Origin of the sequence: Clostridium sp. AM25-23AC (assembly GCF_003435125.1) — a bacterium.
GTDB classification, from domain to species: Bacteria; Bacillota; Clostridia; order Lachnospirales; family Lachnospiraceae; genus Pilosibacter; species Pilosibacter fragilis.
Genome location: NZ_QWGI01000013.1, coordinates 48804 through 65097 on the forward strand (window position 1 = coordinate 48804; position 16294 = coordinate 65097).

The 16294-nt window shown below is 46.7% G+C and carries 16 protein-coding genes; 10 read left to right on the forward strand and 6 right to left on the reverse strand.

Annotated elements, in window-relative coordinates:
- Window positions 1–62: 62 nt before the first annotated feature.
- Genes DW677_RS09485 through tsaB form a run of 4 tightly spaced genes read left to right on the forward strand, consistent with a single transcriptional unit; the run spans window position 63 to window position 2880 of the window.
- Entirely contained in the window at window positions 63–1253 is a 1191-nt protein-coding gene (locus tag DW677_RS09485; RefSeq protein WP_117567035.1) for a MalY/PatB family protein, read from the forward strand.
- Window positions 1250–1744 (forward strand): YcxB family protein, encoded by a 495-nt coding sequence (locus tag DW677_RS09490; protein ID WP_117567037.1) that lies wholly within the window; start codon window positions 1250–1252, stop codon window positions 1742–1744. Before DW677_RS09485 ends, DW677_RS09490 begins: the two co-directional genes overlap by 4 nt.
- The gene (gene tsaE, locus DW677_RS09495) at window positions 1741–2166 is read left to right on the forward strand and encodes a tRNA (adenosine(37)-N6)-threonylcarbamoyltransferase complex ATPase subunit type 1 TsaE (RefSeq protein ID WP_117514264.1); all 426 of its coding nucleotides are present in this window, start codon (window positions 1741–1743) and stop codon (window positions 2164–2166) included. The genes DW677_RS09490 and tsaE overlap by 4 nt, the downstream gene beginning before the upstream one ends.
- Complete coding sequence (gene tsaB / locus DW677_RS09500; protein ID WP_117567039.1) at window positions 2167–2880, forward strand: tRNA (adenosine(37)-N6)-threonylcarbamoyltransferase complex dimerization subunit type 1 TsaB; 714 nt, start codon at window positions 2167–2169, stop codon at window positions 2878–2880. It abuts the gene before it with no gap.
- Between the two features lie 256 nt (window positions 2881–3136).
- Here tsaB and DW677_RS09505 read toward each other — a convergent pair whose 3' ends face one another.
- From DW677_RS09505 to DW677_RS09520, 4 genes are all read right to left on the reverse strand, one after another.
- Window positions 3137–3607 carry an L-2-amino-thiazoline-4-carboxylic acid hydrolase gene (locus DW677_RS09505; RefSeq protein ID WP_117567041.1) on the reverse strand — a complete coding sequence of 157 codons (471 nt, stop codon included), beginning with the start codon at window positions 3605–3607 and terminating at the stop codon, window positions 3137–3139.
- A 130-nt stretch (window positions 3608–3737) separates the two neighbouring features.
- Window positions 3738–4730, reverse strand: coding sequence for an agmatinase family protein (locus DW677_RS09510; RefSeq protein WP_117567043.1), 993 nt, complete (start codon window positions 4728–4730; stop codon window positions 3738–3740).
- A gap of 118 nt (window positions 4731–4848) precedes the next feature.
- On the reverse strand, window positions 4849–5781 hold the full coding sequence (gene glsA / locus DW677_RS09515) for a glutaminase A (protein WP_117470165.1): 933 nt from the start codon (window positions 5779–5781) through the stop codon (window positions 4849–4851).
- Between the two features lie 39 nt (window positions 5782–5820).
- A complete protein-coding gene (locus DW677_RS09520) occupies window positions 5821–7062 on the reverse strand; it encodes an Nramp family divalent metal transporter (RefSeq protein ID WP_015553811.1) in 1242 nt (413 codons plus the stop codon).
- 167 nt (window positions 7063–7229) lie between these two features.
- Between DW677_RS09520 and DW677_RS09525 the strand changes: the two genes are divergently transcribed.
- Window positions 7230–8036, forward strand: coding sequence for an IclR family transcriptional regulator (locus tag DW677_RS09525; protein ID WP_117567045.1), 807 nt, complete (start codon window positions 7230–7232; stop codon window positions 8034–8036).
- Window positions 8037–8059: 23 nt separating this feature from the next.
- On the opposite strand, the gene fabG is transcribed toward DW677_RS09525, so the two are convergent.
- Entirely contained in the window at window positions 8060–8791 is a 732-nt protein-coding gene (gene fabG, locus DW677_RS09530; RefSeq protein WP_117567047.1) for a 3-oxoacyl-ACP reductase FabG, read from the reverse strand.
- A 403-nt stretch (window positions 8792–9194) separates the two neighbouring features.
- Window positions 9195–9518, reverse strand: coding sequence for a hypothetical protein (locus tag DW677_RS09535; RefSeq protein WP_147324201.1), 324 nt, complete (start codon window positions 9516–9518; stop codon window positions 9195–9197).
- Between the two features lie 436 nt (window positions 9519–9954).
- Here DW677_RS09535 and trxB point away from each other — a divergent pair, with 436 nt between their 5' ends.
- The 5 genes from trxB to DW677_RS09560 all read left to right on the forward strand — a co-directional run bounded on the left by trxB (window position 9955) and on the right by DW677_RS09560 (window position 16041).
- The gene (trxB, locus tag DW677_RS09540; RefSeq protein WP_015553807.1) at window positions 9955–10935 is read left to right on the forward strand and encodes a thioredoxin-disulfide reductase; all 981 of its coding nucleotides are present in this window, start codon (window positions 9955–9957) and stop codon (window positions 10933–10935) included.
- Window positions 10936–11004: 69 nt separating this feature from the next.
- Complete coding sequence (locus DW677_RS09545) at window positions 11005–12327, forward strand: C40 family peptidase (RefSeq protein ID WP_117567048.1); 1323 nt, start codon at window positions 11005–11007, stop codon at window positions 12325–12327.
- A gap of 459 nt (window positions 12328–12786) precedes the next feature.
- Complete coding sequence (locus DW677_RS09550) at window positions 12787–14271, forward strand: RNA-binding domain-containing protein (protein WP_117567050.1); 1485 nt, start codon at window positions 12787–12789, stop codon at window positions 14269–14271.
- 132 nt (window positions 14272–14403) lie between these two features.
- On the forward strand, window positions 14404–14769 hold the full coding sequence (locus tag DW677_RS09555; RefSeq protein WP_242990578.1) for a methionine--tRNA ligase subunit beta: 366 nt from the start codon (window positions 14404–14406) through the stop codon (window positions 14767–14769).
- Between the two features lie 102 nt (window positions 14770–14871).
- Window positions 14872–16041 (forward strand): tyrosine-type recombinase/integrase, encoded by a 1170-nt coding sequence (locus tag DW677_RS09560; protein WP_117567052.1) that lies wholly within the window; start codon window positions 14872–14874, stop codon window positions 16039–16041.
- The last annotated feature ends 253 nt before the right edge of the window (window positions 16042–16294 follow it).

The window sequence follows — 16294 nt, forward strand, 5'->3', positions numbered from 1 at the left end:
GACGGAATACACGGGCCAGACGGAGAATATTCCGGCGAGCCGAAGAAATGGAGGAGTCATTCATGAAGTATAATTTTGATGAAGTGATCGACCGTAAAGGAACCCATGCAGTGAAGGTTGAGCGCCTGCCAAAGGGAGCGGACAAGGATTCACTCTCCCTCTGGATCGCGGATATGGATTTTGCCTGCGCAGAACCGATCTTAAAGGCTCTCCATGAGCGGATCGACCGGAAAATCTTCGGATACACCATGTACGATGCGGACGAGTGCATGGATGCGGTGACAGGCTGGATGAAAAAGCGCTACGGCTGGAATGAGAGCAGAGAGAACCTGTTCTTCTGTCCGGGCGTTGTGGCTGCCTATGCAGCGCTCATCAACCTCCTCACGGAACCGGGGGACGGGATCGTCCTCCAGCGCCCAATCTATTATCCATTTACGAATAAGGCCAACAGCAACGGCCGCATTCCGGTGGACAATGCCCTGATCTATGAGAACGGCGCTTACCGGATCGACTTTGAAGATCTCGATCGAAAGATGGCGGACCCGGCAAACAAGGTTCTCGTGGTTTGCAGCCCGCATAACCCGACAGGCCGTGTCTGGACAGAAGATGAGCTTAAAAAGACGGTTGAGATCTGTAAAAAATATGACAAATGGATCATCTGCGATGAGATCCACTGCGATCTCATCCGCCGCGGCGTGACCTTCACACCGATCATGAATGTAGCTCCGGAGTATGCGGACCGTATCGTTGTCTGCACGGCGCCGAGCAAGACCTTCAACCTTGCCGGAATGAAGACCTCCAACATTGTGATCCACAATAAAGAGCTTCAGAAAAAATGGAAAGACTATGTGAATGGCAGCCTGTCCATGGATGGCGCTTCCGCTCTGGGTATGACGGCGATGATCGCGGCCTACACAGAGGGGGAAGAGTGGCTGGAGCAGCTGAAGGACTATCTGGATGGAAACTTCGCGTATATCGACGAATATTTAAAGAAATACCTTCCGAAGGCCCATCTCGTCAAGGCGGAGGGAACCTACCTCGCGTGGCTTGATCTCAACGGATACGTTGACCGGGATGAGAAAAAACTGGAAGAACTGATGCAGAAGAAAGCAAAGGTCGCTCTGGATGAGGGATATATCTTCGGTGAGGAGGGACGCGGATTTGAGCGTATCAACGTCGCTTCCCCGCGCAGCGTCATCGAGGAGTGTATGAACCGGATCCGGACGGCATTTGAAGAGGAAAAACTGGTATGAAAATTCAGGTAAAAATGACAGCGAGAGATATTTTTGATTTCTCCATGTACAGCGCGTATTCGGGATTTGCCGGGATCTTTACATTCGTGTTCCTGATCCTGGTCATCGGGATCCTCGGATACGCATGGAGCTCGGTGGCGGTGATGCAGAGAGTCATGCTTTTGGGCTGTATCATCCTTTTTGTGTTTGTCCAGCCGATCATGATCTGGATGAAGGCAAAGGCGCATGCGAAAACGACCGGATACTCAACGCCGATCAATCTTGACGTTTCGGATGAGCAGATCGGGGTTGAACAGGCCGGTGTGACCGGAGAATTGAAATGGGATCAGATCTGGAAAGTCGTTCGGATCCCGAATATGTATATCATCAAGGTCGGACCGACAAACGGATATCTTGTGCCATTCCGGTCCATTGAAGGGAGAAAACAGGAGTTTGTCGATTTCTGCAAGCGGAATCTTCCGCCGAAGAAGACGAAAGGATTAAAGGTATGATAAAGGAAACAAACGCACCGGAGGAGACCTTCGCCTTTGGAAAAATGCTTGGGGAACAGGCAAAGCCAGGCGAAGTGATCTGCCTGAACGGTGATCTTGGCGTCGGGAAAACAGTTTTTACGAAGGGCTTTGCTGAGGGACTCGGAATCACGGAGCCGGTAAACAGCCCGACCTTCACGATCGTCCAGCAGTATGACAGCGGAAGAATGCCGCTGTACCATTTCGATGTGTACCGGATCGGCGACATCAGCGAGATGGATGAAGTCGGATACGAAGACTGCTTCTACGGGGAAGGCGTGACGCTCATCGAGTGGTCAAACATGATCGAGGAGATCCTGCCGGAACATGTGAAGACTGTCACCATCGAAAAGAACCTGGAGAAAGGTTTTGATTACAGAAAGATCACGGTGGAGGACAAATAGATGCGGATTTTAGGAATTGAGAGCTCCTCACTGGTGGCATCGGCGGCCATCTATGAGGACGGGATCACGATGGCGGAGTATACGGTGGATTTCAAGATGACCCACTCCCAGACTCTGCTGCCGATGATCGATGAGATGGTAAAATTTGTCGGGATCGATCTGAACACGATCGATGCGATCGCGGTGTCAGGCGGTCCGGGATCCTTTACGGGACTCAGGATCGGCTCTGCGACTGCGAAGGGACTTGGACTGGCATTAAATAAGCCGCTGATCCATGTTCCGACGCTTGACGCGACAGCGTACAACCTGTTCGGTGCATCCGGACTGATCTGTCCGATCATGGATGCGAGAAGAAACCAGGTCTACACGGGAATCTATCGCTTTGAGAAGAAATTTGAGACCGTGATGGATCAGGATGCGATGGATATGGGCGAGCTGATCGAAAAACTGAACGCGATGGGCGAGCGCGTGATCTTCTTAGGTGACGGTGTGCCTGTTTACGAGAAGCAGATCGCGGAGAAGATGACCGTGCCTTATGATCTTGCCCCGGCGCATGTAAACCGCCAGAGAGCCGCATCTGTGGCCGCTCTCGGTGCTGTCTATTTTGCGGAGGGAAAGACGGAGACTGCCATGGAGCATAAGCCGGACTACCTGAGAAAGTCCCAGGCGGAGCGGGAGCGCGAGGAGAGAGAAGAGAAGGAAAAGAACGCCTGATATTTCGCAAAAATAATAAAAATCATATACAGAGAAATCAATAAATAAAAAGTGGGATTGCTGTCCGGCGAGCAAAGCGTCGGTGAGTAGTCCCACTTTTTAACTGTCATGGAATTCTGAAAATTTCCCCAGCAAGGAATGGGGGATATAGGGGAATATGATGTCATTCGTTATTTGAATTTTCAAGAAAGTCCACCGCCCTCGATCTTGCCGAGATAGTCATTTTTCGCTTTTACGAATTTCAGAACGTCCACAGCTATTCCTCCAGATCAAATACAAAATCACAGCATTTACCGTCCTCCATCAGAGTTCTTGTTCTTGTCATTTTGATCTTGGAATTCATGCCTTTATAAAACGGTTCATCGCGTCCGCAGGATAAGACAGCTCCGAGATCCTTCATCCCGATACGTTCATACATGGCAACATACTGACATTCCAGAACATCTTCACAAAGATGTTTTTTACCATCGCCACTCCATGCAAGTTTTAAGGCACCGTTCGAGGACCAGGGTTCCATCTGCATACGGATCGCCTGCAGGTCATTTCTTCCGAAGAGCTCCGCATATTCCTGACCTTCCTTAAAGGCGATGTCGTAGATGACTTTTTTTACGATCTCATATGTTTTTTCATGTCCGAGTTCCTTTTCAAACGCGTCGATAAATGGCTTGACCATAAGCGCTTCAATTTCTCTTCTCAAAATGATCGGTACATCGTAAATTGTCTTCATGTGGTTTCCTCCTTCATGTGTACATAGTCCCGGCTGCTACAGACCGGTAAGAAAATTAATTTTTTGTTTCTTTTTATAAAAAAGCAGCAGTCCGACCAGGGATTGGCTGAACTGCTGCGTCTTTCAGAAGCTATTTCTGTGCGCCCTCGTTTTTCTTTCTCTCTGCAAGTCCATTCAGGTAATAGAGAGTTGCCCAGCATGCATCGTGTGCGGCGGTCTGGTAGCTCAGAGTATCTGGATAGATCTCCACGAAATCCATGCCTTTTGCACCTGCGAGTCCGGCCTCGTGAAGCATCATGCATAATTCATAAGATGTTAATCCGCACATATCCTGCGGTCCCTGCGGCATGCTTGCTGCGTCAAGACAGTCAGCGCAAACAGTGATATACATCAGATCAGTATCTTTTGATGCAATCTCGATTGCTTTACGGATGGACTCTTTCCAGCCATTCTCTTTAATTTCTCTTGCAAGAATGACAGTTGCACCGTATTTCTTTGCGTTTGCGAATTCTTCCTTATGGTTACGCGGACCACGGATACCGATATGGACGATCTTTGTGGAGTCCATGTTTGGATCGTTGTAAAGCTGATAGAATGGAGAGCATCTGGAGTATTCATCGTCGCCGAAGATGGAGTAGTTGTCGAGATGAGCGTCAATGTGGAGAACACCTACGCGTTTCGGATGACGCTTTGCAATCTCACTGATGATCGGATAAGCGATTCCATGGTCACCACCGAATGTGATCGGGAGTGCGTGGGCATCTTCAATCTGGCCGATCCTCTCTCTGATCGCTTCAAAGGTGAGCGGATAGTCGCCGTTTCTGCATGCGACATCGCCGAAATCACCGACTTTTAAGTAATCGAATGCATCAAGGTCAAAGTCCGGAAGATAGCCGGTATAGCGGATCGATACAGAACGGATTGCTTTCGGTCCTTCTGTGCAGGAAGAGTATCCGCCGATCGTGCATCCGCCTTCCCACGGAACACCGGTGACAACGGCATCCATGGAGGAAAGTTCACTTTCATTTTCAAGAACCGGAAGATTCAGCCAGGACGGAACTCCGCTGTAAATGTTGTTTGGTAAAAATGCCGGATCATAAATAGTTGGTTTGCTGTTTTTCATAATGTCATTTCCTTTCTTTGCTCAATTGCCCCATTGTCGAGGGCAATTTTTTACTTATGGTTATGAAGCAGTCAACAGTTACATGAAAACTGTATATGTCGCATTAAAAGACTTAATTTTATGCTTCTTTTGCATCGGCGGAATCAAGGATGTGAAGATTCAAATGTTCAGAGAGATATTCCAGTGTATATCCGCCGCCGATGCTGTTGCCTTTTTCGTCAAGTGCCGGTCCATAGATTCCAATTCCCATACGGCCTCCCACGCAGGACAGGATTCCGCCGCCGACACCGCTTTTGGATGGGATTCCCACACGAACGGCAAATTCTCCGGAACGGTCGTACATGCCGCAGGTCAGCATAAGGGTTTTTAATGTTCGGACGACTTTTTTGTCGAGAAGGCGTTTTCCGGTAGTGGTGGAAATACCTCCGTTTGCAAGAAGAAGACCTAATTCGGATAATGATCTGGCGTTTACACTTAAGGAACAAAGCTTAAAGTAGAGATCCAGAGTCTGGAGAACATCCCCCTTTAACACGCCCTTGCTCTTTAACAGATATCCGATCGCCCGATTCCTGTCGCCGGTCGCTTTTTCGGAGCGGTAGACGGATTCATCCAGAACGATTTCATTGTCATTACATAAGGTGCGGATAAATTCCAGCATCTTCTCGAAAGAGAAACGCCCTGCCAGAAGACTTACAACTTCAATGGCCCCAGCATTGATCATTGGATTGAACGGGCGGTTGCTCGCTGTGTCAAGCTTTAAAATTGAATTGAACGCATCCCCGGACGGTTCCATCATCACATTCTTAAAGACCTTTTCTTCACCGATGTATTGCAGTGCTGCTGCGAGGGAAACAATTTTACAGATACTCTGTATAGTAAAACGGCATTCGGAATCGCCAAATTCGATATGACGGCCATCTTCTGTTTTAATACATAGTCCAAAATGTACTGGATTTGCTTTCCCAAGCTCAGGGATATAATCTGCGACTTTTCCCTGCAGCAGAAATTTTCGCCCATACTCCCAGGCATCTTTCGCAACTTCCTCCAGCATATATTCACCTCCTCTCATGTGCATGTATGTGTTAATGCTTTAACCGGCAAAAACACCAATAAAACTTGAAATACCAAGGATCAGTGAGATCGCAAAGATCATCAGGCCAATAATGTTCTGGAGCATGGAGTTCTTATATTCACCCATAATTCTCTGACGGCTTGCAAGGTAAAGAGTAACACCTACAACGACCGGGAGTGCGATTCCATTTACAGCCTGAGCAGTCATGATCAGTGCTAACGGGTTGGTGCCAATTGCGGAAATAATAATTCCGACGATCAGAATGATTGCGCTTGTTCCTAAGAAACGTTTATCGGAGCCGTCTGTCTTCCAGTCAAAAAGTCCGGCTAATACGTAAGAGACACTGATCGGAGAGCAGAGCGCACTGGAAATACCTGCGGAGAGAAGTCCTAATGCCATGAAAGGCTGAGCGAAACGTCCGAGTGTACCTTCAAGCTGTACAGCCATATCCATTGCGTTGTTAACGCTCATGCCGCGCATAACCACTGCGGATGTGATCATAATGGAACCTGTGATAACACCGCCGATGATCATCGGTACGGTTGTGCCAAACATACAGAGCGGAAGTTCTTCCTTTGTATGCCATGTTCTCTGGGCACTTGCAGCATGCAGGAACATGTTGTACGGAACAACGGTCGTTCCGATGAGGGAAAGACATGTCATCAGTCCGCCCTTCGGGACTGTCGGGATGCAGCCTCGGAGCAGTTCGCCAAAATCGGGGCGAACAATGAGCATTGTCATAAGAAAGACGATTGCCATTAAGGTGACACATACACTTAAAAGCTTTTCCAGATATTTAACAGCATCACCGACAAAGAGGAGAACGATCAGAACGATAACTCCTAAGATCGGAGCCATGATTCTTGTCGGAACACCGGTCAGTGCGCTGGCTCCCATTGCCGTTCCGGTAAGGTCACCGCCCATATATGCGAGTCCGCCGATGGTGATCGCGATGATGACAAGGCCACATAAAATGTTTCGAAGAAGCGGACGGTCTGCAAAGTCATGCTTCATGTTTTCTGCGAGACCTTCCTGAGTGATGATACCGATCCTTGCCGCCATACCCTGCATGACGATAACTGCGATAACGGAAAAGACAACACACCAGAAAAGTGTGAAACCGTAAGTTGCACCTGCCAGTGTACAGCTTGTTACGGTTCCGGGGCCGATGAATGATCCCACGATCACAAAGCCGGGACCAAGGGAAGCAAGTTTTTCTTTCATAGTAAATTTACGAGTGACATTATTGGAATTCACCATGCTTTTTTCTCCTTTTTTAGTTGATTGATATGAATGTTCTAGTTATTCGGCCGAAAAAATGGAACTTTTGTAACTGTGTTGACAATATAGCATAGGAATGATAAAATGACAATAATTGTCAACTTGCTTTTGACAATATCAAACTCTGTTTGACAGGAGGATGTATTTTGCCATTGGATGAATCGAAAAATGTTACGGAAAAGAATACAAAGGCCACGGAACGTCAGATCCAATCGGTTCAGCGTGCGATCAACATACTGAACTGCTTTACGATGACAAATTCTGCCCTGACGCTGGGACAGATCAGCAATCAGCTCAATTTGAACAAAGGCACAGTCCATGGAATCCTGAGTACGCTTTACCAGAATGGATATATCAGCCAGAATGGAAATGGGCAGTATATGCTGGGGGCGGCGCTGTTTAACAAAGCCTGTCTCGCTGCCGGGACGCGCCAGAGCATGTGCATTGACCGGGGTCATGACAGACTGCTGGCGTTAAGTAATCAGTTCCAGTTAAACGGAACCATGTTTGCAATGGAAGAAAAGCAATTGAGAGTGATTGACACAACTGAACCGACAAACTGCCCTTTTATTGTTCAGCGTGTGTCACCACAGATATCTCTGTATGATTCTGCAAGCGGAAAGATTCTGTTGGCATATTTATCGGAAAAAGAAAGAGCGGAATATCTGGAAAGAATGCCGATGACACCGTTCCAGAAGTCTTTCGAGGATAAGCAGAAGAATTTTGACGTGGAGTTATACCGGATCCGTAAAAATGGATATTCAGAAGAATACGACGCTCTTTTTACCGGAGTATCAGCGCTGTCAGTGCCGATCTTTAATCGATATCATAATGAATTGTTTGGAAGTGTGAGCCTGACGGGAATGAGTCCGATGATAAAGAAGAGAAGACAGGAGATTATTGCTGCGCTTCAGGCGCATGCGCGTTATCTGCAGGATTGTCTGCGTTTTTAAAGCAGAAAGAAATGGTGGCCGGATCAGATCCAGCCACCATCCATTTTTATGATCTGACCGGTCAGGTAATCCGGTGCTTCTACGAGTTTCATGACGAGATCTGCGACTTCCTCCGGCTTTCCCATGCGGCCGGTGGGAATCTCGTCTAAGAGCATCTCATGCTCCTCATCAGATAAAAATCCGTTCATCTCCGTATCAATGGCCCCGCAGGCGATAGCGTTCACCTGAATGCCGGAGGGGGCGAGTTCCTTGGCGAGGGCCATGGTGAGACCGTTGACGCCGCCTTTTGTGGCAGAGTAGGCCGCTTCGCAGGAGGCACCGCAGACGCCCCAGACGGAGGAGATATTGATGATTTTTCCGCTGTGGTTGTGGATCATTCCCGGAATCGCCAGCTTCGTGCAGTGGAAGACAGAGGACAGGTTCGCGGAGAGGATTCGGTTCCAGTCCTCGAAACTTAGATCCTGTAAAAGGCCGATGATGGAGATTCCGGCGTTGTTTACGAGGACATCCACATGGCCGAAGCGGGACTCGATTTCCTTAAAAAGACGCTGGCAGTCATTCGAATTTCCGACATCCGCCTGTACCGCCAGGCACTCTGCGCCCAGCGCCTCAACTTCTTTTTTCACTTCTTCCAACCGATCTGTGCTTCGGGCACAGTTGATCACGATCCGGTATCCACAGGAAGCAAATTTTAAAGCCACCGCCCGTCCGATCCCGCGGGATGAGCCGGTGACGAGAACTGTTTCTTTCATAATGAACTCCTATTTGCGTATAAAACTTTGTTGCTTTGTAACTGTTCAGTAGGTCTGCGCACTTGCTGCGCTGACCGTAAGAAAACATAGGCTGGAAGGCAAAAATCCCATCAGCGAAGCTGATCTGGAATGGATTTTTGCACGTAACTATGAAGGTACTGAATAGTTACGTTGCTTTTTGATGAGATCACAGCTGCCGGAAATGATCGGACTATAAGAATTCCGAGGATTGATGAAAACGGCAGATATGCATATTTTAAGGGAATAACACCGGAATTACAATAGGATTCCGGAAAAATCCACTGCAGTCCGGGCAGCGCATGGACTTTGGCTCGTTGTTCGCGTAAATAAGAGAGCCATGATCGCATCAGGATCAATGCAGTCATGGCTTTCGGCTTCGATATGGTTATTTCTGCAGTCTTGCCTCATTTAAGCTCATTCCGCCGCGGATATTGGCCTCAATGACGAGAAGGTCACCGTACTCCGCCTGGCTGTCGATAATGGAAGCCTGTTTTGTCAGAGATTTCCCGTCGAAAGCGGTTTTTCTGCGCATCTGGCGGAGTGTCTTCGCGAAGCCTGCGGTACGCGGCTGGTAAACATCTAACGGGTGGAGTCCAAGGACGACTCCGGAGCGGAGACCGAGGTTATCCATTGCGTCGGAGATGTTTGAGGTTGGGAAGTTCTTGTAGCTTTCGATCCAGTAGGTTCTTTCTTCTTTGTTGAAAATCATAATGTGTACCGCAGCCTGATATATATGTGCAGCTGCGATTCTCTTTTCAAAAAAATTGCAGGAAACGAATGGGGCTCTTCCCATGCAGCTATCATTTGATTTGCTGACAGTATCTTAATTATAACAGAAAGACATCAATAGTTTTATAAATTCAGGACAATTCACTATGCCAAAATATTATGAAGGTCAATTCCTGAAATTTATCGGTAACGCCCTTAAGGAAAATGCGGTCATACTCACTTGCATGTCTGCGTTTTCTCACATCATATTAATGGTAAATTTTGCCACAGGAATGCCACTTAAATTCCGGGAAAATTGATTGTATAATAGATATGTATGGTGCTATACTATAGAAGCCGCATTGTGTGCTGACTGACCGCGTGGTGCGGACAGAAGACGATAGGAAACAGGTGTAAATACTGAGATTGGAGGCATCATGGAACAGATCTATGACTTGATCATTATCGGTTCCGGTCCGGCGGGACTCGGGGCTGCGATCTACGCAAAACGTGCGGAGTTAAAGACCCTCGTGATTGAAAGAGAGATGATGAGCGGCGGACAGGTGCTTACAACATATGAGGTAGACAACTATGCGGGACTTCCGGGGATCGGCGGCTTCGATCTGGGAATGAAATTCCGGGAGCATGCCGATAAGCTGGGCGTGGAGTTTGCGAAGGATACGGTCTTAAAAATTGAGACCGCGGACCTTGCGGATGAGAACGAAGTCTTAGAGGCGGCAGAAGCGGGAGCGGGACACCCGCCTGTGATCCGTCAGGTAGTGGGAAAAAAGGAGACGAGACTCGCGAAAGCGGTCATTATCGCTTCCGGTGCCCACCACAGAAAGCTTGGCATCCCGGGGGAGGCAGAGCTTACGGGAAAAGGCGTTTCCTACTGTGCGACCTGCGACGGCGCGTTCTTCCGGAAAAAGATAACGGCGGTGGTCGGAGGCGGGGATGTTGCCCTTGAGGACGCGATCTTCCTTGCGAGACTCTGTGAGAAGGTCTACGTGATCCACAGGAGAGATGAATTCCGCGGAGCGAAGAGCCTGCAGAAGCGCCTGATGGAGCTTCCAAACGTGGAAATTCTCTGGGATACTGTGCCGGAGGAGATCTGTGGAACGGAAAAAGTGGAGACACTGAAGCTTCTCAATAAAAAGACCGGGGAAAAGAGAGATCTGGCTGTGGACGGCGTGTTCGTCGCAGTGGGAATCACCCCGAACAGTGAAGAATTTAAGGGATCCGTAGATATGGATCCGGCAGGATATATTGCGGCCGGGGAGGACGGAAAGACGAATGTTCCGGGAATCTTCGCGGCAGGAGACGTCCGTACAAAGGCGCTCCGCCAGGTCGTTACGGCAGTGGCAGACGGGGCAAATTGCGTTGCGTCTGTAGAACAGTACCTGTATGGTATAGAGTAGGAATTTTCTGAACTGAAAATTCCGTATGATACGGCAGCGGCAGCAGATAGACAGGAGAAAAAACGATCTATGAACAGAGCAGGAAGAATTATCGCGGTCTGCGGTCTGAGCGTGGCGCTCATGATGCCGCAGATCGCTTATGCGGCGGAAACCCTTTCGGTGCAGGTGAGTGAGAGAACGGGACTTACCACCGTCGGAAATAAACAGTCGGCTTATGACAACGTGGCAATCTCCCACGTCAGCAACTATGTAAATATCCGTTCCGAGGCGAATACCTCCAGCAGTATCGTCGGCAAGATCTACAACAACTGCGCAGCAACGATCTTAGCTACAGTGGACGGAGAAGGCGGAACCTGGTATCAGATCAAGTCCGGTAACGTGACCGGTTACATAAAATCCGAATACTTTATTACCGGCGCTGATGCGGAGAGGATCGCGAAAGATATAGGTACGGTTTATGTGACGGTAAGCGCTGACAGCTTAAGACTCCGCGAACAGCCGAGCACCGACAGTGCGGTACTCACCACACTTTCCAAGGACGCTGAGTACCTGGAAGTGAAGGAAGAGGGAGACTTCATCGAGATCCAGGTCGATGAATCCCTGAGCGGATATGTACATAAAGATTATGTCACCCAGCGCGTGGAGTTCAAGCAGGCCGTGAGCGTCGAGGAAGAGCGCCAGAAAGCGGAAGAGGACGCAAGGATCAGGAAAGAGGCGGAGGACGCTATCGCGAAGGTCGAAGCGTTAAAGAAAGAAGCAGGACAGGAGACTGCGTCCGCAAATAAGGACACCCCGTCCTCCACGATCGGAATGATTGCCCAGAATCCGAACGCGGATAACGGAACGACGAAAGAACAGAATAGTCAGGGCAGCCAGAGCCCCCAGACCGGCACAAGCCAGAATACCAGAAATCAGGATACCGGCAGTACCGCAGGCCCCGGCGGAAGCGGAACTTCCACCGGCAGCAGCACAGGAACCTCCGGCTCATATCAGAGTACCCAGAACGGTCCGGGAAGCGCAGTCTACAATTCCGCAGTCCGCACCGCGATCGTTGCATATGCGAAACAGTTCCTTGGCAATCCGTATGTATACGGTGGGACAAGCTTAACGAACGGAGCTGACTGCTCCGGATTTACGATGCGTATCTTTGAGCATTTCGGTGTGACGACCGGACGTACCTCAAGAGACCAGGCGGCAAACGGCAAGGAAATCTCCCTCGACCAGATCCAGCCGGGCGACCTGTTATTCTACGCAAGCGGAAAGACGATCAACCACGTTGCCCTCTACATCGGCGACGGAAAGATCATCCACGCCAGCACATCAAAGACCGGCATTATTATTTCTACGGCGTACTACCGTACTCCGGCGAAAGCGGTTACCTTCTTAGATTAAGAGCTGCAGGAATTTATTATGCAGCAATCTGTTCCAGCAGCAGATGTCCATTGATCTTCAGGATAACTGGGTAAAAGATAAAAGAAAAGATCATAAAGAAAAAATAAGGAGCTGTGGAAAAACAGCTCCTTATTGTGTATAATAAGAAATAGTGCAGTGTGTAAAAATCCCGACAATGAAGTCTGTTGATAAGTTAGAATAGCTTAAAATAAGACTTTGCAGGGTGTTTCGATGATGAAAAATTGGTCATTTACGACAGATTTACGACAAAAGTATAAAAAAGGATATTGAAAAACCTGGGAAGCGCTTGGCTAAGGTATGATTACCACCCCCTGTATATTATATATATTATTGTATTAGAAGAGAAGATGCAGAAAAGATGATAAAGAATAAATAAACTGATTAAGGATAGAATTGATGAGAAGCATTGTAAACATAGAACTCTAAGAGGTAATTGCTATGAAAGAAAACATGCTGTTTTCTGGCGAATCAAAGAATATCGAGTATAAGGTGACGGTACCTGATAAGAGCGAAAAATATATGAAAACAGTGGTGGCTTTTGCCAATGGTAAAGGTGGCAAGATTGTTTTCGGAGTAGACGATAAGACATTAGAAATTGTGGGAATGAATACGGAAAATATTTATAAAACCATGGATGCCATTACCAACGCAATTTCTGATGCGTGTGAACCAGCCATCAGACCGGATGTGGCTTTACAGACAGTTAAAGATAAAACGGTGATTGTTGTAGAAATTTTACCAGGTGCACAGCGTCCATATTATATAAAATCACAGGGGATGATTGATGGTACTTATGTAAGAGCATCTGGCACAACCAGACATGTGGAAGGGTATATGCTAAAGGAACTGATTTTAGAAGGGCAGAATCGCCACTTTGATAGTGAAATATGCCAGAACATGACGGTTTCAGATAGTGACATCAATGAACTTTGCAAAAGTATGAAAGAAACTGCTCTTGCCAACACATGGCAGGATAGTGAGAAGGCGAAGATAAAAGAGGTAACCAAGAACACATTGATTTCCTGGGGTGTACTGAAGGAGTCTGAAGGTGGTATATATCCCACAAATGCATATGCTCTTTTAACTGGAAGAATGCCACAGCAGCCTACTATCCAGTGTGGTGTGTTTAAAGGAACAAACCGTGCGTATTTTGTTGACAGGAGAGAATTTGAGGGTCCCATTCAGGAACAGATGGAAGCTGCATATCGGTATGTCCTTGAAAAAATCAATATGGGAATGACGATAAAGGGTATGTACAGACAGGATGTGTATGAATTGCCAACAGACAGTATTCGCGAGATTATTGCAAATGCTGTAGCACATCGTAGCTATCTCGAACAGGGGAGTATTCAGGTGGCATTGTTTGATGATAGACTGGAAGTAACTTCGCCTGGGATGCTCCTAAATAATGTCACCATTTCTAAAATGATGGTGGGGTATTCAAAACCGAGAAATCCTGCAATTGCAAGAGCCTTTGCCTATATGAAAATTATTGAGAAATGGGGAACCGGAATACCGAGATTGTTTGAGGCCTGTGCGGAATATGGTTTGCCTGAACCAGAACTGATTGATTTTGATGGGGATTTTAGGGTAAACATGTATCGGAAAAGAGATACGGACATAAAGACTAACACAAAAAAAGTCACTAACACTAACATAAAAACTAACACAGAAAAAGTCACTAACACTAACACAAAAACCAATACTAACATTAAAAAACAAAAAGCTAATGCGGAAACCGCAACCAGGATTCTGGAAATCATGCGAGAACAGCCAACGATTACTGTGAAGAAAATCGCAGATCAGATGCGATTATCAGTGGCCGGAGTCAGGTATCATATCAATAAAATGAAGAAAGATGGTTTGGTGGAACATGTAGGTCCTTCCAAAAAGGGTACATGGTTGCTACACGATGAATCATAGTATGTTTATTGTTGTAACGAAAAATTCAAAATTCACAGGATCAATCGAACTTGTTTACGATCATACCGCCTTAGTGTAAAATATTGTTTGAGAAGACGAGAAAAGGAGACAAAGCCAACGGAAATGGATAAAATGGCAGAGAAAGAGGAAGTAACCGCTGAGACTTCCACAGAAGATGCAGAAAAGGTTGTAGTAGAGCCTTATGATGCAGCAGATATCGATTTTGATACATTCTGCAAATCAGATATGAGAGTGGTAAAAGTAAAAGACTGTGTTGCAGTGAAAAAATCCAAAAAGCTGCTGCAGTTTACATTAGATGATGGTAGCGGAACAGATCGTACCATTCTTTCCGGAATGCATTCATATTACGAACCGGAGGAACTGGTTGGCAAGACCTTAGTTGCGATTGTCAACATCCCGCCGAGAGCTATGATGGGAATTGTATCCCATGGCATGTTTCTTTCTGCTGAATGCAAGAAGGGGAAGATGAGATTGTGAACCTGTTAATGCTGGATGATAAGATTCCGGTTGGATCCAAACTCTGCTAAACAAAAATATATCTTAAGCAAAGCTCTTTCCATGGAAATGGAAGGAGAACTTATGAAAGATTCAAGAAAAGATTCAAAGGGACGCGTTTTAAAAGACGGTGAGAGCCAGAGAAAAGATGGCAGCTACGAATATAAAGGTGCAGATGGCCGCAGGCATAGTGTGTATGCTGGAACGTTAAAGGAACTTCGGGAGAAGCGGAAACAGGCCGAGAAAAACGTGGAGGATGGAATCCTTTTTGTAAATCAGAACATCCTTTTAAATGATGTTTTTGATATCTATTTCAGTGGCAAGACGGAACTGAAAGAATCCACCAGATCGAATTATAAGTATATGTACGATAAGTTCGTACGTATGAAATTTGGAATGCGGAAAATCAGCTTGATTAAGTATTCTGATATTCGGGAATTTTATAATTACTTGATCAATGACCTGAGTTTTAAACCGAACAGCCTGGAGATTATCCATTCATTGCTGCATCCGACATTTACACTGGCGGTGAGAGATGGTTATATTCGCTGTAATCCATCAGACGGGCTTAAGGGTGATATCAAGAAAAGCCATTGTTGGGAGAAGCCACAAAGGCATGCACTGACAGAGGCAGAACAGGCAGCATTTGTTCAGTTTGTTTCAACCTCGCCGATTTATAGCCACTGGATGCCACTGTTTACATTTCTGCTTGGAACGGGATGTAGGATTGGTGAAACGATTGGTCTTCGATGGAATGATTGTGATTTTGAGAATAATGAGATTTTCATCAACCATAATGTTATTTACCGTTTCCGTGACTACGATGGTTGGCGGTTCCGTCTTACAACGCCCAAAACGAACGCTGGCAATCGTGTAGTTCCGATGCTGTCAGAGGTGAGGGAAGCGTTGCTTCAGGAACGTGAGAATCAGAAACGGTTCAAGCTGAAATCTCCGACGATAGATGGATATTCCAATTTTGTTTTTCTGAACAGGGAGCAGAATCTTCATAACCCGATGACTATAAATCGTGCAATTAAACGGATTATAAGAGATCACAATCGGGATGAAGTGAAACTGGCTGAAAAGGAAAAACGGGAGCCACTGCTGATTCGGGATTTTTCAGTTCACAATCTGAGGCACACGTTCTGTACCCGCTTCTGCGAAAATGAAACCAATCTGAAAGTCATTCAGGAAATCATGGGGCATTCGGATATCTCGACCACGATGAATATCTATGCGGAAGCAACGGCATAGAAAAATTCTTTTGCAAATCTGGAAGGAAAACTGAGACTTTCATAGTCAGAAATGATGGATTTTTTACGACAGATTTACGACAAAATTTTTCAAAATATGCCACTTTATGCCACGATATGAGAAGTTACTGCATATGCGAAAAATGGCTTAAATACGCGCTTCGCAAGCATTTATGCGGGTTCCGGGAAAATGCCGGATACAAATCCAAAATATGAAGGCAGAAGATATAACTTCTCAGAGCCTTTAAAGAGGT